The 19776-nt window shown below is 58.3% G+C and carries 16 protein-coding genes; 7 read left to right on the forward strand and 9 right to left on the reverse strand.

Features of this window, described 5'->3' with window-relative positions; genetic code table 11:
- The first annotated feature begins 4 nt into the window (after nucleotides 1-4).
- Nucleotides 5-1387: a hypothetical protein gene (locus ACQR35_RS12890; RefSeq protein ID WP_430270271.1), complete on the forward strand. Its 1383-nt coding sequence runs from the start codon at nucleotides 5-7 to the stop codon at nucleotides 1385-1387.
- Between the two features lie 8 nt (nucleotides 1388-1395).
- Here ACQR35_RS12890 and ACQR35_RS12895 read toward each other — a convergent pair whose 3' ends face one another.
- The gene (locus tag ACQR35_RS12895) at nucleotides 1396-2376 is read right to left on the reverse strand and encodes a zinc-binding alcohol dehydrogenase family protein (protein WP_430270272.1); all 981 of its coding nucleotides are present in this window, start codon (nucleotides 2374-2376) and stop codon (nucleotides 1396-1398) included.
- A gap of 108 nt (nucleotides 2377-2484) precedes the next feature.
- On the opposite strand from ACQR35_RS12895, the gene ACQR35_RS12900 reads away from it, so the two are divergent.
- Nucleotides 2485-3294 (forward strand): DUF2786 domain-containing protein, encoded by an 810-nt coding sequence (locus tag ACQR35_RS12900; RefSeq protein ID WP_430270273.1) that lies wholly within the window; start codon nucleotides 2485-2487, stop codon nucleotides 3292-3294.
- A 390-nt stretch (nucleotides 3295-3684) separates the two neighbouring features.
- On the opposite strand, the gene ACQR35_RS12905 is transcribed toward ACQR35_RS12900, so the two are convergent.
- From ACQR35_RS12905 to ACQR35_RS12920, 4 genes are read right to left on the reverse strand one after another with little or no spacing between them, the layout of a single operon-like run.
- Entirely contained in the window at nucleotides 3685-5181 is a 1497-nt protein-coding gene (locus ACQR35_RS12905) for a rhamnulokinase (RefSeq protein ID WP_430270274.1), read from the reverse strand.
- Complete coding sequence (locus tag ACQR35_RS12910) at nucleotides 5178-7217, reverse strand: bifunctional aldolase/short-chain dehydrogenase (RefSeq protein ID WP_430270275.1); 2040 nt, start codon at nucleotides 7215-7217, stop codon at nucleotides 5178-5180. Before ACQR35_RS12910 ends, ACQR35_RS12905 begins: the two co-directional genes overlap by 4 nt.
- A gap of 5 nt (nucleotides 7218-7222) precedes the next feature.
- Complete coding sequence (rhaI, locus tag ACQR35_RS12915) at nucleotides 7223-8389, reverse strand: L-rhamnose isomerase (RefSeq protein ID WP_430270276.1); 1167 nt, start codon at nucleotides 8387-8389, stop codon at nucleotides 7223-7225.
- Between the two features lie 17 nt (nucleotides 8390-8406).
- Nucleotides 8407-8760: an L-rhamnose mutarotase gene (locus ACQR35_RS12920; protein WP_430270277.1), complete on the reverse strand. Its 354-nt coding sequence runs from the start codon at nucleotides 8758-8760 to the stop codon at nucleotides 8407-8409.
- 167 nt (nucleotides 8761-8927) lie between these two features.
- On the opposite strand from ACQR35_RS12920, the gene ACQR35_RS12925 reads away from it, so the two are divergent.
- Nucleotides 8928-9944, forward strand: a complete 1017-nt coding sequence (locus ACQR35_RS12925; RefSeq protein ID WP_430270278.1) for a LacI family DNA-binding transcriptional regulator — start codon at nucleotides 8928-8930, stop codon at nucleotides 9942-9944.
- A gap of 32 nt (nucleotides 9945-9976) precedes the next feature.
- On the opposite strand, the gene ACQR35_RS12930 is transcribed toward ACQR35_RS12925, so the two are convergent.
- Complete coding sequence (locus ACQR35_RS12930) at nucleotides 9977-11053, reverse strand: LacI family DNA-binding transcriptional regulator (protein ID WP_430270279.1); 1077 nt, start codon at nucleotides 11051-11053, stop codon at nucleotides 9977-9979.
- A gap of 188 nt (nucleotides 11054-11241) precedes the next feature.
- On the opposite strand from ACQR35_RS12930, the gene ACQR35_RS12935 reads away from it, so the two are divergent.
- Genes ACQR35_RS12935 through ACQR35_RS12945 form a run of 3 tightly spaced genes read left to right on the forward strand, consistent with a single transcriptional unit; the run spans nucleotide 11242 to nucleotide 14464 of the window.
- Nucleotides 11242-12411 carry a Gfo/Idh/MocA family protein gene (locus ACQR35_RS12935; protein ID WP_430268790.1) on the forward strand — a complete coding sequence of 390 codons (1170 nt, stop codon included), beginning with the start codon at nucleotides 11242-11244 and terminating at the stop codon, nucleotides 12409-12411.
- Nucleotides 12411-13625 (forward strand): dihydrodipicolinate synthase family protein, encoded by a 1215-nt coding sequence (locus ACQR35_RS12940; RefSeq protein WP_430270280.1) that lies wholly within the window; start codon nucleotides 12411-12413, stop codon nucleotides 13623-13625. The genes ACQR35_RS12935 and ACQR35_RS12940 overlap by 1 nt, the downstream gene beginning before the upstream one ends.
- Nucleotides 13622-14464 (forward strand): sugar phosphate isomerase/epimerase family protein, encoded by an 843-nt coding sequence (locus ACQR35_RS12945; RefSeq protein ID WP_430270281.1) that lies wholly within the window; start codon nucleotides 13622-13624, stop codon nucleotides 14462-14464. Before ACQR35_RS12940 ends, ACQR35_RS12945 begins: the two co-directional genes overlap by 4 nt.
- Before the next feature lie 114 nt (nucleotides 14465-14578).
- On the opposite strand, the gene ACQR35_RS12950 is transcribed toward ACQR35_RS12945, so the two are convergent.
- Together ACQR35_RS12950 and ACQR35_RS12955 are read right to left on the reverse strand one after the other, a co-directional pair.
- A complete protein-coding gene (locus tag ACQR35_RS12950) occupies nucleotides 14579-16603 on the reverse strand; it encodes a DUF6807 family protein (protein WP_430268784.1) in 2025 nt (674 codons plus the stop codon).
- Nucleotides 16604-16704: 101 nt separating this feature from the next.
- Entirely contained in the window at nucleotides 16705-18078 is a 1374-nt protein-coding gene (locus ACQR35_RS12955) for an MFS transporter (protein ID WP_430268783.1), read from the reverse strand.
- A gap of 213 nt (nucleotides 18079-18291) precedes the next feature.
- Here ACQR35_RS12955 and ACQR35_RS12960 point away from each other — a divergent pair, with 213 nt between their 5' ends.
- The gene (locus ACQR35_RS12960; protein ID WP_430268782.1) at nucleotides 18292-18735 is read left to right on the forward strand and encodes a universal stress protein; all 444 of its coding nucleotides are present in this window, start codon (nucleotides 18292-18294) and stop codon (nucleotides 18733-18735) included.
- A 63-nt stretch (nucleotides 18736-18798) separates the two neighbouring features.
- Here the strand turns inward: ACQR35_RS12960 and ACQR35_RS12965 are convergent, their stop codons facing one another.
- Nucleotides 18799-19680 carry a universal stress protein gene (locus ACQR35_RS12965; RefSeq protein WP_430270282.1) on the reverse strand — a complete coding sequence of 294 codons (882 nt, stop codon included), beginning with the start codon at nucleotides 19678-19680 and terminating at the stop codon, nucleotides 18799-18801.
- Nucleotides 19681-19776: the final 96 nt, after the last annotated feature.

The raw sequence follows: 19776 nt of genomic DNA on the forward strand, positions 1-19776 counted from the left end.
ACCCGTGCGCCCGGCTGACCGCCGGTCAAGTCTCCTACAACACCTACGGCGCCAACCGTGTCACCTTCGCAACAGCGGTAAACAGGAACACCAGCAACGTCCTGATCACCGGCTGCGTGAAGTCCGCTACAAGCAAGAGTGGCAAACCACCGGCTATGCAGGCAGCAACGGTTTTGCCACATTCAATAATGAGTGGGAAGACACGTACCGCTCCCCCACAGGTTCCTTCACCTTCACTGAAGCGCTGGGCCGCAAGAACCCCGGCACAGCACTGAGCTATCACACGATCAAACCCACCTCGCGTTGGGGCGGGGAACCTGGCCCAAAGTACAACCAGTACTTTGAGGGCCGCGGCGGCGAATCAGACGAGAACCTCTACACCAACATGAACGCCGGCTACTACGAACAAGCCGCCGTCATCAACTGGAACCGCCAACCAGACATGGAAGTCACCCAGCACGCCTCCTTTGCCATCTTTTTCCACGCCGGCAACGTGCCCTCCGCCGCTTGCATCTCCACCCACTTGGGGACCGTCACCCGTCTGCTCCAAACCAACCGGCCCGGGGACCGGATTGTGATGGGCGCAGTAAGCGATGTTTTCAAAGGCTCCGCCTACGGCACGGACACCACCTTAGGCAAAACCCTGGCGTCCATCCGCTCAGGGTCAGACGTTACGGCGGCCGATGCTTCCGGCCGGTTATGGAACTACCCGGCAGCTGGCAACGGTGGACTCACCATGCGCTACCAAATCGGCGCTGGCTGGTGGAACCTTCTCACCGTCCGCCCAGTCGATTGGAACAGTGACGGCATCTTTGACCTACTGGCCCAGTGGAAAAACGGCACCATGACCGTCTACACCGGCAAGGCATCTGGCGGATTCAACGCACCCATTCTGGTAGGTAGCGGCGGCTGGGGCTCAATGAAGATTGTGGCTGGCGTGTGGGATAAGTCCAGGAAGTTTCCTGGCGTGATTGCCAAGGACACTTCCGGGAAATTGTGGCTCTACAGCAACCCCTCCGGCAGTGCTTTGAGCACCCGCAGGCTCATCGGCAACGCTTGGCAGTCCAGCACCACGCTGACCATCGCCGACTGGGACAACAACGGCACCCCTGAGCTGCTGTCCACAGACACCAGCGGTGTGATGCGGCTATACCGCCAAGACGGACGCGGTAATTTCCTGAACCAAGCCCGGCCCATCATCGGCCGCGGCTGGGTGGGCATTCGCAGCATCCGCGCAAGCTACGGCCTAGACGGCCGGGGAAGCCGCGGCGTGACCATGACCAACACCAAGGGCCAAGTGGTTTACTACCCGCTTGGCAACAGCTACTGGGGCGACGCACGCACCATTGGGTACGGCTTCAACTCGATGCAAAACATCGCCTACTAGCTGCGGTTTTAGACAACGACGACGAGCTTGCCCGCCACGGCACCGTCCTCCATGTCCTGATGCGCTTGGACAATCTCATCGAAGGCGTACACCTTAGCGATAGGGACACTCACCTGGCCGTCTGCGATGGCGTCCAAGAATTCCTGCAGAACCTCGGCGGGCAGATCGTTCGCCTCACCCGAATACGCGGTGAGGCGAACCCCGTTGGGGATAAAGTCCATCGGGTAAAAATCCTTGACCGTCCACTGGTCAGAGAGCATCCCGGTAAAACACACAGTCCCGTGAACAGCTGTGGCTTTGAGGGTATCGGCCAGCGTATTCGTTCCCACCAGCTCCACCGCTCCCCCAACACCCTCAGAGAAAATTCGCCGAACTTCCTCAGCGATAGAACCGGCGTCGATCACCACATGGTCCGCTCCGGCGTCGAACAATGTTTGCGTTTTGGCCGGGTTACGCGTGGTGGAAACCACCGTAATCCCCTTCCGTTTGGCCAGCACCGCCAACGCCAAACCGATCGACGACGTCCCACCGCGGATCAGCAGACTACTCCCCGGCTGTGCGTCAACACCAACGGTCAATGACCCGTTAGCGGTTTGCAGCATCTCCGGCACTGCACCGAGCGTGGCCCAATCCAGCTCGCTCTTGAACGGGATAACGCTGCTTGCCGGAACCACCACGTACTCGGCGTAACCGCCGTCGAACGTTCTGCCCATACCGCCCATCAAAGCGGCCACCTGGGTACCCGGAGCGAATTCGCCGCCCGGCGCTTCCAACACAACCCCCGTAGCCTCAATCCCAGGAATGCGCGGGAACGAGCCAAAAGAACCCATGCCCGTACGGAAATGAAACTCTGAACGATTCAGCCCAAAAGCCTTGACCTGGATCAGCACCCAGCCCGGCTCCGGAACCGGCCGCGGCACCTCACGAATCTTCAACGCATCCGGCGCACCGGGACCATCAAGAACAATCGCGCGCATGGTTTCAGTCATGAGTCCAGTCTTCCAGCAGGGATGCCCAAAACGGCCTGGGCCGTAGGAACAAAAAAGTCATACCTCAAGCACTAAACTCTATCCGGCAGAACTCAGGCGAACGCGTCTATGGTGGTTCCGACGAACATCGATACCGTCCCTTCGGCAGACATGGTGGTTATGAGCAAGATAGAGAAGAAGCTGGAACTCATCGCCCAGCTACTAGCCAAAGCCGAGAGCACCACCCCTGAAGAAGCTGAAGCCCTCACCGAGCACGCTGAGCGACTGATGATTCGCTACGGCATTGAGCAGGCGCTCATTGACGAACGTCGTGCCAAAGAAGGCAACGCGCACGAGCAAATCATCGAGAAAGAAATCATCTTCTCCGGCACCTACGCCCTGGACCTGCACATGATGGGCTCAAGCGTGGTGCGGTCCTTAGGCTCCCTCAACGCATTCCGGCGCAGCTACAAAAGAACCCGCCAAGAAGGCCTCATGATTGTGGGCTTCGAATCAGACGTGAACCAAGCTCTCACACTCGTTGCCAGCCTCGAGCTGCAAGCCATGGTCGCCTTGCGAACATTTTGGGCTAGCAAACGCAAAGAACTGCAGGAAGATGGCGGAGTCGTTTGGCAGTACCTCTCTGAAACCGAGAAACGTCGAATGCGGGTGAGCTTCATCCACGGCTTCACCGCGGCCGTCTCGGCTCGCATCAAATCCAACCGAAACCAAGCCGTTGCGGAATCAGGGACCGGAACCGAGCTAGTCCTTCGCTCCCGCAAAGAACGCGTAGACGAATTTATGGAAGCAAAGAACCTGCCGGAGTCCCGGCCTCGACGGCTCAAACTCGACTACACCTATTACGATGGCGTCGATGCCGGGGAGAACGCCAACACCGGTGAAAAGGCTATGACCCCGGGCCGCACGCTAGGCGCATAGGTGACCATGCGCCGTCGGTTTTTGCTTACGCCGATTTTGAAGTCGCGGTAAGCCAGCTGATGGCGCGCCGCAAGATTTCACGATGACGCTCTGACTGGAAAGACGCAACATCATGGCCCAAAGCGTCATAAAAAGTCCGGCAGTTGCCACCATCGATGCTACAGCGGCAGGCGCGTTGTGCGCCGTCAGCCAAGGCTGCGGCGCCTGGGCACTACGTGGCCCGGAAGTCCACTCCACGCAACCTGAAATGCACTCCAACAAAACAATCCCGCAGCCAATTGGGCCGATGCCGATCCACACAGACGAGGTACCCGCAGAAGTCAGGTAGCAGGGCCAACACTAGTGTTCGGGCGGTGCTGAACACCGCCCGAACGCGGAGCCGTGCCGGTCCTAAACAGTAACGCTAGGCATGTATTCCGCCGTGGTTTCTGAGTTTTGAACTATGGCTCGCAGTTGGCTTAGTCCTCCAGAAAGCGCACCAGCTGCGCGGGCCTGAACTAGGACATTTCCCAGTGCTGTGGCCTCGACCGGTCCGGCAATGACGCGTTTTCCCGTGGCCTGGGCGGTGAGTTGACACAACAACGCATTCTGCGAACCGCCGCCAACAATATGAACCACACCCACCCGTACATCGGCGAGTCGTTCGGCATCGAGGATGGTCCGGGCATACCCCGCGGCCAAGCTGTCCAGAATGCATCGAACAATGTGCGGGTGAGACTCAGGAAGCTCGCCGCCAGCAGTGCGCACGGCGGCTCGAATCCGCTGGGGCATGTTGTCAGGGGCAATAAAGAGCGCGTCATCGGCGTCCACCAATGGCCCACCAGCAGGTAGCTGCGCGGCAGCTTCCAATAACTCCTCAAGCGTTGTGGTGGACCCCTGGGCCGCCCACGTCCGCTGGCACTCGCTGAGTAACCAGAGCCCACCAACGTTACGCAAGTATCTGATGGTTCCATCCACGCCGCGTTCGTTGGTGAAGTTCGCTGCCCGGCTGGCCTCAGTCAGGACCGGATGTGAGAGTTCGACGCCGACCAGGGACCATGTGCCCGAGGAGACGTACGCGAAACTCCCCTGAGTGCTGCGCACTTGGGCGGGAACGGCAGCCACCGCAGAGGCGGTGTCGTGTGAACCCACCGCTACCACCTTGGTGGTTATGGGCAGGCCCGTGCGTGCCGCGATGTCCTTGGTGAGGGTACCCAGGATCTCGCCGGGCTGGATGAGCGGCGGGAACAAACCCGCGGGCAAACCCAAAGAATCAAACAACTCCGTAGCCCACTCCCCGGCCACTGCGTCGAAGAGCCCGGTGGTGGAGGCGTTGGTGGCCTCGGTGCGGCGCTGGCCGGTCAGCAAAAAGCCGATCAAATCCGGGATAAGCAGTGCCTGCAGTCCTCCCAAATCGGTCTCCGTGGCCAGCTGGTAGATGGTGTTGAACGGCAGAAACTGCAGCCCGGTGGTGGCGTAGAGCCGGGACGGATCCAGTTTCTGGTGAACCCCGGCCACCGCATCACGGCTGCGGTCATCACGGTAACTAAACGGGGGCCCGAGCAAATCACCGGGCTCGTTGACCAACCCGTAATCAACAGCCCACGTATCGATCCCCACGCTTGCAATAACTTCACCGCTCGCCTGGGCAGTGCGCTGCGCAGCCGCAAGCCCGGTGAACACCTCATTGAACAAGGCCTCAAAGTCCCAGCGCAGGCCGCCGCCCAGCTCTTTGACGCCGTTAGGGAAACGATGAACTGTCTCCAGCTCCACCCTTCCCCCAACGGCAGTACCAGCGACACCGGCAGTACCAGCGACACGGCCCAGAATCACCCGGCCTGAGGAAGCGCCGATGTCGACGGCGGCGAACAGGCCGCCGTCGACATCGCTGGGTAGCACTGTGCTCATCGTAGGAAGGCTGCTGCCACACCGGCGTCTACCGGAATGTGCAGGCCCGTGGTGTGGGAGAGTTCGCTCCCGGTCAGAACCGCTGCCGCGTTGGCCACGTTTTCTGGGAGCACTTCGCGCTTGAGCAGTGTGCGCTGGGCGTAGTACTTGCCAAGATCCTGCTCGTCCACGCCATATACGGCCGCGCGCTTGGCACCCCAGCCGCCGGCGAAGATTCCGGAGCCGCGGACCACGCCGTCGGGGTTGATGCCGTTGACGCGGATGCCGTGCTCACCCAGTTCGGCTGCGAGCAGGCGAACCTGGTGGGCCTGATCAGCCTTGGTGGCGGAGTAGGCAATGTTGTTGGGCCCGGCAAAGACGGAGTTCTTCGAGGAGATGTAGACGATGTCCCCGCCCATTTCCTGATCAATCATGACCTTCGCGGCAGCCTTGGACACCAGGAATGAACCCTTAGCCATGACGTTGTGCTGCAGGTCCCAATCCTTTTCCGTGGTCTCCAAAAGCGGCTTGGAGATGGACAACCCTGCGTTGTTGACCACCAGGTCCAGGCCACCGAAAGCCAGAACTGCCGCCTGGATAGCGGTGTTGATCTGTGCCTCGTCAGTGACGTCGGCTTGGACACCGATGGCCACGTCCGCGCCGCCCAATTCCGCAGCGACGGCCTGTGCGTTCTCAAGGTTCAGGTCCGCGATCACTACGCACGCGCCGTCGGACGCTAAACGGGTGGCGATCGCCTTACCAATACCCGACGCCGCACCGGTCACCAAAGCGATACGGCTCGCGTGAGACTTCGGCTGAGGCATCCGAGCCAACTTGGCCTCTTCAAGGGCCCAGTACTCAATGCGGAACTTCTCCGATTCCTCAATGGGCGCATACGTAGAAATGGCCTCCGCACCACGCATCACATTGATAGCGTTCAGGTAGAACTCCCCCGCCACCCGGGCGGTCTGCTTGTTCGCGCCGAAGGAGAACATACCCACGCCTGGGACCAGCACAATGGCCGGATCCGCGCCACGCAACGCCGGGCTATCGGCGGTAGCGTGGCGGTCGTAGTACCCCTGGTAATCGTCACGGTACGCCGCGTGAAGCTCCTTAAGCCGGCTCACCACATCCTCTACCGGCGCATCCGCAGGCAGGTCCACAATCAAGGGCTTGACCTTGGTGCGCAGGAAGTGGTCCGGGCAGGAAGTGCCCAGGGCCCCGAGCCGCGGGTGCTCAGCGGCCTCGAGGAACTCTAGAACAGCAGCATCATCACTAAAATGGCCCAGCTGCGGCTTGTCAGTGGACGCGAGGCCCCGGATGACCGGCGCCAAAGCGGCGGCCTTGGCCCGGCGTTCAGCCTCAGGAAGCGCACCAAAGCCCGGAAGCTTAGCTCCAAAAGGCTCCTCTTTACCGTTCTCCTTGATGAACTTCTCAGCCTGATCAATGATCCACAGCGAATTGGCTTCGGCCTCATCGCTAGTGGCGCCCCACGCTGTGATGCCATGACCACCCAAAATAGTACCGATGGCCTGGGGGTTTGCTTCCTTGATCGCCGCAATATCTACGCCCAGCTGGAAACCGGGGCGACGCCACGGCACCCACACCACTTTCTCGCCAAAGATCTTGGCCGTGAGCGCTTCGCCGTCCACAGCTGTAGCGATTGCAATGCCAGAATCCGGGTGCAAGTGATCTACGTGAGCCGCGTCAACCAGCCCGTGCATCGCCGTATCAATGGAAGGCGCGGCGCCACCTTTACCGTGAAGGCAGTAGTCAAACGCCGCCACCATCTCGTCCTCACGCTCCACACCAGGGTAAACGGACTTCAGTGCCTTCAACCGGTCTAGGCGCAGGACCGCGAGGTTCTCAGCCTTCAACGTGCCGAGGTCACCGCCGGAGCCCTTGACCCACATCAACTCCACGTCTTCTCCAGTCACCGGATCTTTCTCGGTGCCTTTGGCCGAGGTGTTACCACCGGCAAAGTTGGTATTGCGTTTGTCCGCACCGAGCCGGTTGGAACGGGAAATCAGTTCTTGAACAGCCTTGTTCTCAGTCATAGCTCTTAGGCACCCCATCCAGCTTGCTGGCCGCCTGCGCGGTCCTCGTTAATTTTCTTTTGGTAACCACTGGCCTTGTACGCGGCCATCGGGTCCGCAGGCAGTCCCCGCTCTTCACGCCACCGCGCCAGCATGGGCCGTACGTCCGTGTAGAAGGCATCGTTGAAGATGCCGTTGGCGGCCAACACGTCCCCGCTCTTCTGAGCATCTTCCAACGCCGCGGTATCTATCAACAGTGCACGAGCCGTCATTTCCTGAACGTTGAGCACCGAGCGAATCTGACCCGGAATCTTTTCCTCCAAGTTGTGGCACTGGTCCAACATCAGCGCCACACCGGACTCCGCCCCAAAACCGCCACCACGGATCACCTCATGCATAATCCGGAACAACTGGAACGGATCAGCCGCGCCCACAATCAAGTCATCATCCGCGTAGAAGCGTGAGTTGAAATCGAACGAACCCAGTTTGCCCAACCGCAGCAACTGCATCACGATGAATTCGATATTCGTGCCCGGAGCGTGATGACCAGTGTCCAAGCAAACAAACGCCTTCTCCCCCAGAGCAAGCGTCTGGGCATAAGAAGTCCCCCAGTCCGGAACATCGGTGTGGTAGAAAGCCGGCTCGAAGAACTTGTACTCCAGCACCAGGCGCTGCTCCGCACCCAGGCCGGCGTAAATCTCCTGCAAGGATTCGGCCAGACGATCCTGCCGGCCACGCATGTCATCCTGGCCCGGGTAGTTAGTACCGTCCGCAAGCCAAATCTTCAGATCACGCGAGCCCGTGGCGTGCATGATCTCCAAGCACTCGAGGTGGTGATCAATGGCACGGCGGCGAACCGACTCATTCGAGGAGGTCAAAGAACCAAACTTGTACTCATCATCCTGGAAAGTGTTGGAGTTGATAGTACCCAAACCAACACCAAGACCGGCCGCGTAATCCTTCAGAGCCGAATAATCATCCACCTTGTCCCACGGGATGTGCAACGCAACCGTAGGCGCCAAACCCGTGAGCTCGTGAACCTTAGCGGCATCAGCGATTTTCTCCTGAACCGTACGGGGAGTCCCAGCAGTTCCAAAAACCTTGAACCTAGTCCCCGAATTTCCATAAGCCCACGAAGGGACCTCAATAGCAAGTTCCCCGAGGCGGCTCCAGGCCGATGGGATGGTAGTCATTGTTTTTCCCTTTGCGTTTAGTTGCTGCCCGGGGCGTCATTGGCCGCGGACAGTTGATCGTCAAGATTGAAAATTTCTTCCAGCTGAACAAAGCCCTGATCCGGGGCTTGTTTATCGTCTTGAAAGAGGAGTGCCATTTCGGCCTGCCAGCGGGCATTGACCTCGGTTAAAGCCATACGCGCCCGGACGGCGTCAAAGTCATCGCATTCCACATAGCCCACCAACAAGCCGTCATCTGCTAAAAACAGCGAATAGTTGTTCCACCCGGCCGCCTTCAACTCTCTGAGCATCTCTGGCCAGACAGCAGCATGGCGTCTTTTGTACTCCTCGATCTGACGTGGCTGGATCGACGAGCGAAAGCACACCCTCATGCGAAAATCTCCTGAAAACAGACTGAATGAATCGATTCAAATGTAAACCACATCACACGTTATGGTGTTTGGGCGCGGCGTGTCAACAGTTGGGAAATTCTGGTGCCGAAGTGCAGCACGTAGCATGGGGGCAGCTAGTTGAGTCGATTCAGGAATGGAGTTGCCAGATGTCCAGCGGGGCCGGTGCCAAACTGAAGGACGTCGCTGCACTGGCAGGAGTTTCGGTTGGCACCGTCTCCAATGTGTTGAACCGGCCGGATCAAGTTTCACAAAACAAGCGGGACCTAGTGCTAGCGGCCATCGAGCAATTGGGATTCATCCGCAACGAATCCGCTCGCTCACTCCGGTCCGGATCTACCAGGAGCTTAGGCATGCTGGTACTGGACATCAGAAACCCCTTCTTCACTGACGTTGCTCTTGGCGCTGAGAACGTAGCTGAAGAGCGCAAACACTCCCTCATCCTGGCTAACACAGCAGAAGATGCAGCACGAGAGTTGGCGTACCTAGATCTCTTTGAACAACAACGCGTCCAAGGCATCCTTGTGACACCGTTGGGCGAGGTTCTTGAACGTCTAGAAACCATGCGTGCGCGGGGAATTCCATCGGTTCTGGTTGACCGGCTGGCTGGCACCGGCGATTTCTGTTCAGTTTCCGTTGATGACGTTGCCGGTGGCCACAGCGCCATGCAGCACCTTATAGAAACCGGCTCGGTGCGCCCGGCCTTTGTAGGCGGACCCTTCACCTTGAAACAGGTCCAAGACCGTTACCGTGGCGCCACGGACGCCGCCGCTGCCGCAGGTGTGCCGCTGCAGCTTTTTGAAACGCGTGATCTGAATTTTGAGCGCGGCCGCCAAATTGGTGATCAGATAGCAAGGATGCAACCATCCAAACGTCCAGACTCGCTTTTTGCAGCTAACGATCAACTGGCACTGGGGCTCCTGCAGTCCTTCACAGCCAACGGCCTGAAGGTGCCCAACGACGTGGCCATCATCGGGTTCGACGACATCGACTTCGCCTCCCAATCCAGCATCCCCCTGAGCTCCATCCACCAGCCCCGGCACTTGATTGGCGAACGCGCCGCACAGCTCCTTTTTGACGAGATAAACGCCGATTCACCCCACGTACACAGTCAGGTGGTTTTCACTCCGGAACTGGTTATCAGGCAGAGCACCTTACGCAGCTAGCTTTAAGTGGGCGCAGCTCGCTACAATCGGCCTCAGCCAACGTGAGCAGAATCCACTCCCCTGGTACTACCTCGCAACATAACCCGGCCCACCACATCGGCGAGTGGATCGTCGTCGTCCATCCCCAGTGCCAATGCGGAAGCGCGCAAACCTATTTCTTCTACCGGCAATTGTGCAGTGGTCAAGCTGGGCCTAAAGTCACGCAGGGTCTCAACATCGTCAAACCCGGCCACACCAATGTGATGGGGCACTTGCAGTCCGCGCTCCAAAAGCCCTGCAATGACCCCCATGGCCATCACGTCATTAACAGCAAAAATGCACTTCTCAGAAATCGCCTCGGCGGCGGAACGCTCACCCAACTGCGCCGCAATGCTCAGCCCCGCCGCATACCCGCCCGCTCGGGAGAATTCAACACGAACAACTTCTGCCGCGGCGCGGCCAGCATCAGCCAGCGCGCTTTGAAAACCCGCTAGCCGCACGTCCGAGGTCACAAGACCATCCGGACCAGCAACAACCAGGAATCTTTTATAGCCAAGACCGAGTAAAGCCTGACCCAGGGCATACGCCTGTTCAACATTGGGGACTTTCAACACGCGCACTCCGGCAACGTCCAGCAGCGCAGGCAGGGCCGCACCTACCATCGACACCGAGCCGCCATAGTTGCAGTAGCGCTCAATTTCTGCAGCAAGCAAGCTGTTGTCTTTTTCGGCGCCAGGCAAATGCGAACGTGAACCAGCAATAACAATGGCCTCAGCCCGCCGGGCCGCAAAAGCAGCAACTGCCTCGCGTTCATCTGACGGGCTGCCATCGGTGCTGGCCAACAAAACCATTTTTCCAGCGCTTTTTGCCTGCTTTTGAACGCCGCGAGCCAAGGTAGAAAAGTATGGGTCAGCGATGTCGTGAACCACTAGGCCAATCAGACCCGTGCTAGATCGCGCCAAAGACTGCGCCTGAGCGTTGGCTACATATCCAAGTTCAAGGGCTGCGCCTTGAACCCGCTTGGTGACGGCGGCACCTGGGGTACGCGTTGAACCATTAAGCACACGGGAAGCAGTGGCTAGTGAAACACCGGCCAGCTTAGCGACGTCGGCCAGGGTACTGGCTGCCACAAGACCTCCATAGTTTGCACGTAAGTTTTTGTACACAGTGACCGGTTCCTGGTCACTGAATGCTCCCATGCTAGGGGAATTTCCGGCGCTTGCACGTCAACGCTTGCCATCGCCCGCGCCACACTGCACAATAGTCACAAGCGGAAAGCGCTTTCCACAATCTCTAGTCAACGACGATGGAGGACACCATGGGTGCCGAACAACGAACAATCCGAATTGCCATGAATGGCATTACTGGCCGGATGGGTTACCGTCAACACTTACTGCGGTCCATCCTCCCCATCCGGGATGCTGGCGGATTCACCCTTGAAGACGGCACCAAGGTTCAGATCGAACCCATTCTGGTTGGCCGCAATGAAGCCAAGGTCCGCGAGCTTGCTGAACTTCACAAAGTGGGCGAATGGTCCACTGACCTAGATGCCGTAATTAATGACCCCACCGTGGACGTTGTTTTTGACGCGTCCATGACCAGTCTGCGTGCAGCCACGCTGAAGAAGGCTATGCGCGCCGGTAAACACATCTTTACCGAAAAGCCCACTGCCGAGACCCTCGAAGAAGCAATCGAACTTGCCCAGATCGGCAAAGACGCTGGCGTCACCGCTGGCGTTGTTCACGACAAGCTTTACCTCCCGGGCCTGGTAAAACTGCGCCGGTTGGTAGACGAGGGCTTCTTTGGCCGTATCCTCTCCATCCGCGGAGAATTCGGATACTGGGTCTTTGAAGGCGACGTCCAAACTGCACAGCGCCCCTCCTGGAACTACCGCAAGGAGGACGGCGGTGGAATGACAACCGACATGTTCTGCCACTGGAACTACGTGCTTGAGGGCATCATTGGGCAGGTCAAGAGCGTCAACGCCAAGACTGCCACCCACATCCCCACGCGCTGGGATGAAGCTGGCAAAGAATATAAGGCAACGGCTGACGACGCCTCATACGGCATCTTTGAACTCGAAACACCCGGCGGCGACCCGGTCATCGGCCAAATCAACTCTTCCTGGGCCGTCCGTGTTTACCGTGACGAACTAGTGGAGTTCCAAGTCGATGGCACCCACGGTTCCGCCGTGGCGGGCTTGAACAAATGTGTGGCTCAGCAGCGCGCGCACACACCCAAGCCGGTATGGAATCCTGACTTGCCCGTCACGGAATCCTTCCGCAGCCAATGGCAAGAAGTCCCGGCTAACGCCGATCTGGACAACGGCTTCAAGCTCCAATGGGAAGAATTCTTGCGCGATGTTGTGGCCGGACGCGAACACCGTTTTGGCTTGCTTTCAGCCGCCCGCGGAGTCCAGCTGGCCGAACTCGGCCTCCAGTCCTCCGAGGAGCGCCGCACCATCGATATCCCGGAGATCACCCTCTAATGAGCTCCCTAATTCTTCCAAATAACGACGGCGGCATCCACGAGTACAGCTTGCAGCCCGCCACCGTGTGGAACAAACCAACCTCCCCTCTAACTGCACGCCGGGCCTACGCCGCAGCCCACGTTATCCCCCGTATTACGGCGGACAATACTCCCGGTGCCCCTGCACAGTTGGATTGGGATAGCACACTGGCTTACCGGCATGAGCTGTGGTCCTACGGCCTAGGTGTGGCTGACGCAATGGACACCGCACAGCGCGGTATGGGTTTGGACTGGGTAGCCACCCAGGAGCTGATCAGGCGTTCCGGCGCTGAGGCCGCTGCCGTAGTGGCCAGCGGCAATCCGGCCACAGCCGGAAAAACCGTCAGGGATCTCATTGCCTGCGGCGCCGGCACTGACCAATTGGACATTGCTGCACTCGCCACCGGCGCAGCTGGACTTGAAGCTGTCATCAACGCCTACCGCGAACAAATAGCCACTGTGACTGAGGCTGGTGGAAAAGTCATCCTCATGGCCTCACGTGCGCTCGCGAAGGTAGCAAGCGGGGCCGAGGATTATCTGTACGTTTACTCCACACTGCTGCAGGAAGTGGAGCAGCCAGTCATCCTGCACTGGCTTGGCACCATGTTTGACCCGGCACTGGCGGGATACTGGGGTTCGGATGACGTTTCAGTGGCTACGGAAACGTTCCTGAGTTTGATCCGCGACCATTCTCAGAAGGTGGACGGGGTTAAGGTTTCTCTTCTTGATGCCGATCACGAGGTTGCACTCCGGGCCAAGTTGCCTGAAAACGTTCGCCTCTACACGGGCGACGACTTCAACTACCCCGAACTGATCGACGGTGACAAGAACCACCATTCGGACGCTTTGCTTGGCATTTTCGCGGCGATCTACCCGGCCGCGTCAGTCGCCTTGCAAAAGTACGACGCCGGCGAAGGAACCCAGGCACGCACCATCTTGGACTCCACTCGTGAGCTTGGAAAGCACATTTTCAGCGCCCCCACCTTCTACTACAAGACGGGGATCGCGTTTATGTCCTGGCTTAATGGAAAACAAGCTGGATTCCAGATGGTGGGAGGCTTGCAGTCTGGCCGATCGGTTCTGCACTTGGTCAAAACCTTTGAACTCGCTGATCAAGCAGGTCTTTTGGCCGATCCTGATTTAGCCGCTCAACGGATGTCCAGCTTCCTGCTGGTTAATGGGGCGGGAGCATGAGCGCGGATTTCTCACGACTCTCGCTAAACACGGCTACCACCAAAAAGTGGAGCCTGGAGGAAGCCATTAACGGTTGCGTCCAGGCGGGAATCCCCGCTATTGGGCCTTGGCGTGATCGCGTTGCCGAGGTAGGTCTGGACAAGGCTGCTGCGCTCATCAAAGATGCAGGACTGCGCGTTTCCTCGCTGTGCCGCGGCGGTTTCCTGACCGCTATTGACCCCGAAGGGCAAAAGGCTGCTCTTGAAGACAACCGTGCAGCCATCTTGGAAGCAGTGGCGCTGGGTACTACGGAATTGTTTTTGGTGGTGGGAGGGCTCGCTCCCGCCGAGAAGGATGTGGTAGCGGCACGCCAGCGCGTAGCTCACCGCCTCGAGGAGCTGGTTCCTTTCGCCGTCGAGCACGGCGTCCGGCTGGTTCTAGAACCGCTGCACCCGATGTACGCGGCGGACCGGGCGCTCATCTCCACCTTGGGACAGTCCTTGGATCTGGCCGCACCGTACGATGCTTCGGCAGTGGGCGTTGCGGTGGACACCTTCCACGTCTGGTGGGATCCAGAGCTCAAGGCGCAAATCGAACGCGCCGGGCGTCAAAACCGGATCGCTTCTTATCAAATCTGCGACTTCAACCTTCCAATTGCTGCGGACGCGTTGTTGTCTCGCGGAATGATGGGCGATAGTGTGATTGACTTCGCCACCATCAGCAGCTGGGTTCGCGACGCCGGATATACCGGTGACATTGAAGTGGAGATCTTCAATCAGGAGATTTGGGATGCCGACGGTCACCTCACTCTTGAGACTCTCAAGGAGCGCTACAGCTCCCTAGTCCAGCCCTACGTCTAGGGTCCAGCCCTACGTCTAGGGAACAGTCCCCGCAAAAGATTAGGTCCCCGTCCCGGAGCTTGTGCTCCAGGACGGGGACCTTTCTAGTGTGTGTTGTCCTTCTTGCTGTTCGTTCTACTTGTCCGCAAAGATGGGATCCAACGCTGCCAGACCATCTTGTTCAAGGCGGCCGTCAATGATCCATACCTTGAACGTACGGGACAGTTTTTGCCCTCGGGTCAACGTCACGGCAGAGTCCCAGGCCAGTGACGAACCAACTGCTGGATACTGATCAACGCGAACGAACCATGGGTCAGGTTCTTGATCCATTGCCGCAAAAACAAGTGTGCAGTCTTGGTCACCAAAGCGAGCAGTGTAGGCCAACCAAGGATTGCGGCTGCCATGGCTGGCTGCCTCGCCATGGGTTGTAGCAGTAAAGACCTCGATGTCAGTACACGGTGCGATCCGCCAGAAGAATCCGCCGTAGCCACTGCCGCGCGCGCCGTTGGAGCCCGGGCTGCCTAGGCTTGCATCTTGTTTTGCTTCAAGGCTAATGGAGACGTCTAGCTGCCATGCGTTTTGGCTGACCTGCGTAGCGCCGAAACTGCGCTGCTCGGTCAGAATTTCACGTCCATCCGGTCCAGCCCAGCTAAGAGTCTGCACCGACTGTGTGTCATGTTCAGACCTCTGCACTTCACTGATCCGGCCCTGGTTTTCCAGCTCTTCATAGCGCTGCTCGGCGGAAGTGTAAGTCTTTCCGCCCCAAAAATTGATGCCATTCACATCCTGCAATGCCACACCAACACCCAGATGCCAGGGGTGGTCCGCAGGGAAATGATCGGTGACAACGGTGCCCGCCAGGCTCCGCACGGGGTGAAGATAGGGCCGGGGAGAGAGTCTGTTGGGCAGCTGTGTGCCGGATTGCTGAGTGGCAATAGTGGGGCGTGGATCCGATGCTTCCAGAGCAAGACCAAGAGTTAGAGACTCGGCAGAGGGCTGGGTGCTCTGCGCCCACGGTAAGCCCAGCTCACTAAAGGTGACGTGGGCTGCCGTGGACCTCTCCAAAGCATCTTCAATACCGTCAACCACAGCGTGAGCCTGGTCCCCCTCGCCAACCCACCGAACGTACTGGGGCTCGATCCGCCGAGGTGGGGCCGCCGTGCGCACCGCTTCCAAAACTCGCATAAATCCGCCGCTTCCACGCAAAGGGCTGATGAGTTCAACGATGCCAGCGGTCCCCGAGAGGCTTCGAATATGTTCTATGAGGTTCTCGGTCAGATCGTCTCTTTGGAAGCTCAGGTGCCGTTCCCCGCTGGCAGTGAAAACGCTCAACCGGTCCTCGGTATAGTGCAGCACGGCTGATCCCTCGCTACCCTGCACCGTAATATACGGTTCAACACTATGTTCCGCGCACAAGGTCAAAGCGCACGTGATGGGCAAGCCAGTGGAGGTCTTGATACGGATCACAGAAGTGTCATCAGACTCAATGTCATTGGCATGGAATAGGTCCGTTTCCACGCTGTCCACATCAGCCAGCGTGTTAGCGCCAGCAATGCACAAAGCAGTTGAAATTGCGTGAGCCAACGGGTTTGTTGCCACCCCGTCCACTACATCCACACCATTGAGCCGACGTTTTCCGGCCCACGTGGAACGCTTGTAATAAGCGCGGTCACGGACCCACCTACCTGTTGCCGCAACACCAATCAACGTGCCAATTTCGCCCGATTTAAGCACCTGCTCAATGGCGCCTAAGGCATGCGAACCCAAGCCCTGAAAACCCACTTGGATACTACGGCCGGCTGCCGTTGCCGCCTTTTCCAGTACTTCGAAAGCGGCAAGATTGGCCACGGGCGGCTTTTCCAAATAGACGTGAGCGTGTTCAATGGCCAGGAGTGCAAGAGACTCGTGAGTCTGAATAGGCGTAGCGAGAATAATGACGTCAAGGTCCGCCGTTTCACCCAGCAACGTTGGCAAGTCAGGAAAGCGCTGAGTGCCTTCTGGGAGCTGATCCTCGTGGGACAGCTGTGGATCCGCCACAGCTACCAATTGAACTGAGCCAGCATTTTGCAATCGGTGCAGGTTGGCCAGGTGGTGCGCACCAAAGCCTCGAACACCTACCAGCGCCACTCGGGCCGGTTGCAAAGAATGTGAAGACGGCATCGGTTGAATTCCCTTCAGAAGCAAATATGAGGCAATAAATGGGGGTACCCCCGCACATGCGTGCGGGGGTACGGGTGCTCCAGTTGAGCCTAGGCGAAGTGTTACTGGTTTACCGAAGCATTTTTGGACGTTAGCTTGGATTCTCCTGCTTTCTTGCTGCCCAACTCGTCCAAAGTGATATGAGCCGTCTCCTTGGACGCCCACGCTGCGGCAGCGGAGATGACACACACCAGCAAAGTAAGTCCGCCGATGACCAACGGAACCGACGTTGATCCAGGAGGGGCAATCAAGGTAAAGACGGTCGGCATAAAGGCCGTGAGCAGCAGTGCGATGTTCTGTGAAACCGCGAAGCCAGTGACCCTGGTTCGAGTGGGGAAAAGTTCCTGGAAGAAACTTGCGAACGTTGCATTCCACATCTGGTAGAGAATGCCGAAGATCAAGATGGCAAGTAGCACCGTCAAGACCACATTGCGCTGGCTGACAACCTGCAGGTAGAAGAACGAAAGCAGGCCAGCTGCCAACGGTCCAAAGATCATCAGCGGACGCCGTCCAATACGGTCGGACAAGCGGCCGAAGAGAGGGATAAGAATGACCGCAACGATATTGGCCAATACTGGCATCCACAGATACGTTGACGGGCTCATTTTGACGCCATAGGCCGGTTGTGTGGCGTATGCGGCACCGAAAACAACCACCGTAGTTCCAATAACATTGGCTAGCCCCATGCACACTGCACGGAAAATTACGCTGCCGCTCTCACGGAATACCGTGAAGACCGGAACTCTTTCGATGTCGCGGGACTGCTTCTCACCGAGGAACGCCTGGCTTTCTTCAACTCCGCGACGAATGATGTAGGCGGCCACAATAACCACGGCGCTCAAGAGGAACGGAATACGCCAGCCCCAGCTGGCAAAGTCCGCAGCTGGAAGGAAGGCCGAAAGCGGGATGAAGCTAGCCGCGGCAAGAATGGACCCGACTTGGGTCCCCTGAAGGGCAAAGCTCGCATAGAAACCGCGTTTCTTGTCCGGCGAGTGTTCGATGATCATGGCACCCGCGCCGCCGAGTTCACCGGCAACTGCGAATCCTTGGACCAAACGAAGAAGGACCAGGAGCAAGGGAGCCAAAAGCCCCACTTGCTGGTACGTGGGAAGAATACCTACAAGGAATGTTGAAACACCCATCAGTAGCATGGCAAGAACCAGGACGTTCTTGCGTCCATGACGGTCCCCCATGGTGCCCAAGACAAACGCGCCAATGGGGCGGGCAACATAGCCCACGCCGTAGGTAGCCAGAGAGGCTACCACTGCGACGGCTGGGTCATGCGAGGGGAAAAATACCTGCGGAAAAACGAGTGCCGCAGCCGAGGCATAGATGGAAAAGTCGTAATACTCAAGTGCACTACCTACCCAGCCACTCATCGTGGCGCGGCGGCGGGATGCTGGTAAACCAACCTCAGGTGAAGTTGTGTTTGGCATTGGATCTCCTTTGACCTGCAATGAATGCAATTTTTCCCACCGTCATTGTGGGCAAGCGCTTTCCAATATGAAAGCATGAATCGTTTCATTGTGTCAAAGGTCATACTGAATTATTTTTTCCACGCCGATCCGTGACCTTCGGCCCTACCCCAAAACCCGAGGACGAATCACGCTTTTACGTACCAGCCTCTGTGCACGTTCAAGGAGTCAAACATGAACAAAGAATCAACGCTACAAACCATCGTTGTTGGGGTAGATGGATCAGACGCGTCAGTTGAGGCGCTCCTAGAAGCTCAGCACCTCGCCTTACCCACCGGTGCCAAAGTCATTGCAACCGCCTTTTGGGAATTCCCGCAAATGTACTTGGGCTACCTGACCATGGGGATTGACGGTTTTGAAGAGACCGCTGGAAAGATCCTCACCGAGTCCCTCACCCAGGCGTTCGGCACAGAATTGCCGGAAAACGTTGAGGCAAAACTCTCCCGCGGTTACGCCAGGGAAGGCCTCATTGAAGCGAGCAAAACCGCTGACATGGTGGTTGTTGGCCGGCGTGGGCACGGCGGGTTCGGCGGCCTTGTTCTAGGTTCCGTGAGCTCTGCCATTGTAGGAATGGCACACTGCCCAGTCCTGGTGGTTCACTCCCCCAAGAGCAAGTAAATCGAACTTCATAACAAGGAGGGGGCTGCTAGTAGCAGCCCCCTCCTTGCGTCATCTTATGTTCTACTTACTGAGCTTGACCTTGGTGAGCCTGGTAATGATGGTGGGACACGGCACCTCAGTGAGAACAGCGTGGGCCGTTGATCCGAGCATCAATCGCTTGAATCCCCCGGCACCTCGGCTGCCCAAAACCAACAAGGCCGCGTGCTGAGCCGCGGCCACAAGAGCCACCGCTGGTTCGTGCTGAGAATCCAACACCCTGTGAACCACCAAGTCCGGGTACTTATCGGCCAAACCAGCAACAGTCTCACCCATAATCAGTTCCTCTTCCTCAGCAATGAACTTTGCCAGATCACTCTCCGGGATCCCCCGCTCAACCCACCGAGTGGCGGCACCAAAAACGTGCAACACCGTCAGTTCTTGCCCCATTCGGTCAGCCTCCGCCGCAGCAAACGCCACCGCCTGAACGGATTCTTCAGAGCCGTCCACACCCACCAGGACGCCCGTCCCGGAAGCCGCGGCAGCACCGCCGTCGTCCTTTGCTCCCGCAATAACCGCTACCGGGCAGGCGGCTGCCGCGGCCACTTGCAAAGCGCGGTCAGTGACCGGGCCTCTAGGCCAAGAACTACCCGAACCTACCACCATCATCTCGGCACGTTTGGACTGGCGCTTCAACACATAGCCTGGGCTGCCCCACATCATCATCGCTTCAACGTGCACTCCCGGTTCCAGCTCCAATGCACGGGCCTGGGCGCGGGCAACTAGCGCGTGGCCGGCCTTGCTGAGTACGTTATGAAACTCGGGCGCCTCAGAGCTCCAACGGTCATCTACTGCGTGAACCAGAACCACCGGCAACTTCAAACGAGCCGCGCGCTTCATAGCCCACTCAACAGCTGCCTCACTGCTACCGGAATCGTTTACCCCTACAACAATCGACTTCTTCATCACTGCGCCGCACTTTCTTCAACATTGAACATGGCTAGGAACCAACATCTATAACTTCAGTCTCTGCTGGTTACCGGCGCTGGGTAAGGGCCAAAA

Source organism: Pseudarthrobacter sp. J1738 (assembly GCF_050490315.1).
GTDB lineage: Bacteria > Actinomycetota > Actinomycetes > Actinomycetales > Micrococcaceae > JBNPEO01.

Coding starts and splice junctions, on each gene's coding strand:
- ACQR35_RS12900 (WP_430270273.1), top strand. CDS start 2,485: ATGGTGGTTCCGACGAACATCGATACCGTCCCTTCGGCAGACATGGTG.
- ACQR35_RS12945 (WP_430270281.1), top strand. CDS start 13,622: ATGAGCGCGGATTTCTCACGACTCTCGCTAAACACGGCTACCACCAAA.
- ACQR35_RS12895 (WP_430270272.1), bottom strand. CDS start 2,376: ATGACTGAAACCATGCGCGCGATTGTTCTTGATGGTCCCGGTGCGCCG.
- ACQR35_RS12905 (WP_430270274.1), bottom strand. CDS start 5,181: ATGAGCACAGTGCTACCCAGCGATGTCGACGGCGGCCTGTTCGCCGCC.
- ACQR35_RS12935 (WP_430268790.1), top strand. CDS start 11,242: ATGGGTGCCGAACAACGAACAATCCGAATTGCCATGAATGGCATTACT.
- ACQR35_RS12960 (WP_430268782.1), top strand. CDS start 18,292: ATGAACAAAGAATCAACGCTACAAACCATCGTTGTTGGGGTAGATGGA.
- ACQR35_RS12910 (WP_430270275.1), bottom strand. CDS start 7,217: ATGACTGAGAACAAGGCTGTTCAAGAACTGATTTCCCGTTCCAACCGG.
- ACQR35_RS12925 (WP_430270278.1), top strand. CDS start 8,928: ATGTCCAGCGGGGCCGGTGCCAAACTGAAGGACGTCGCTGCACTGGCA.
- rhaI (WP_430270276.1), bottom strand. CDS start 8,389: ATGACTACCATCCCATCGGCCTGGAGCCGCCTCGGGGAACTTGCTATT.
- ACQR35_RS12950 (WP_430268784.1), bottom strand. CDS start 16,603: ATGCCGTCTTCACATTCTTTGCAACCGGCCCGAGTGGCGCTGGTAGGT.
- ACQR35_RS12940 (WP_430270280.1), top strand. CDS start 12,411: ATGAGCTCCCTAATTCTTCCAAATAACGACGGCGGCATCCACGAGTAC.
- ACQR35_RS12920 (WP_430270277.1), bottom strand. CDS start 8,760: ATGAGGGTGTGCTTTCGCTCGTCGATCCAGCCACGTCAGATCGAGGAG.
- ACQR35_RS12965 (WP_430270282.1), bottom strand. CDS start 19,680: ATGAAGAAGTCGATTGTTGTAGGGGTAAACGATTCCGGTAGCAGTGAG.
- ACQR35_RS12955 (WP_430268783.1), bottom strand. CDS start 18,078: ATGCCAAACACAACTTCACCTGAGGTTGGTTTACCAGCATCCCGCCGC.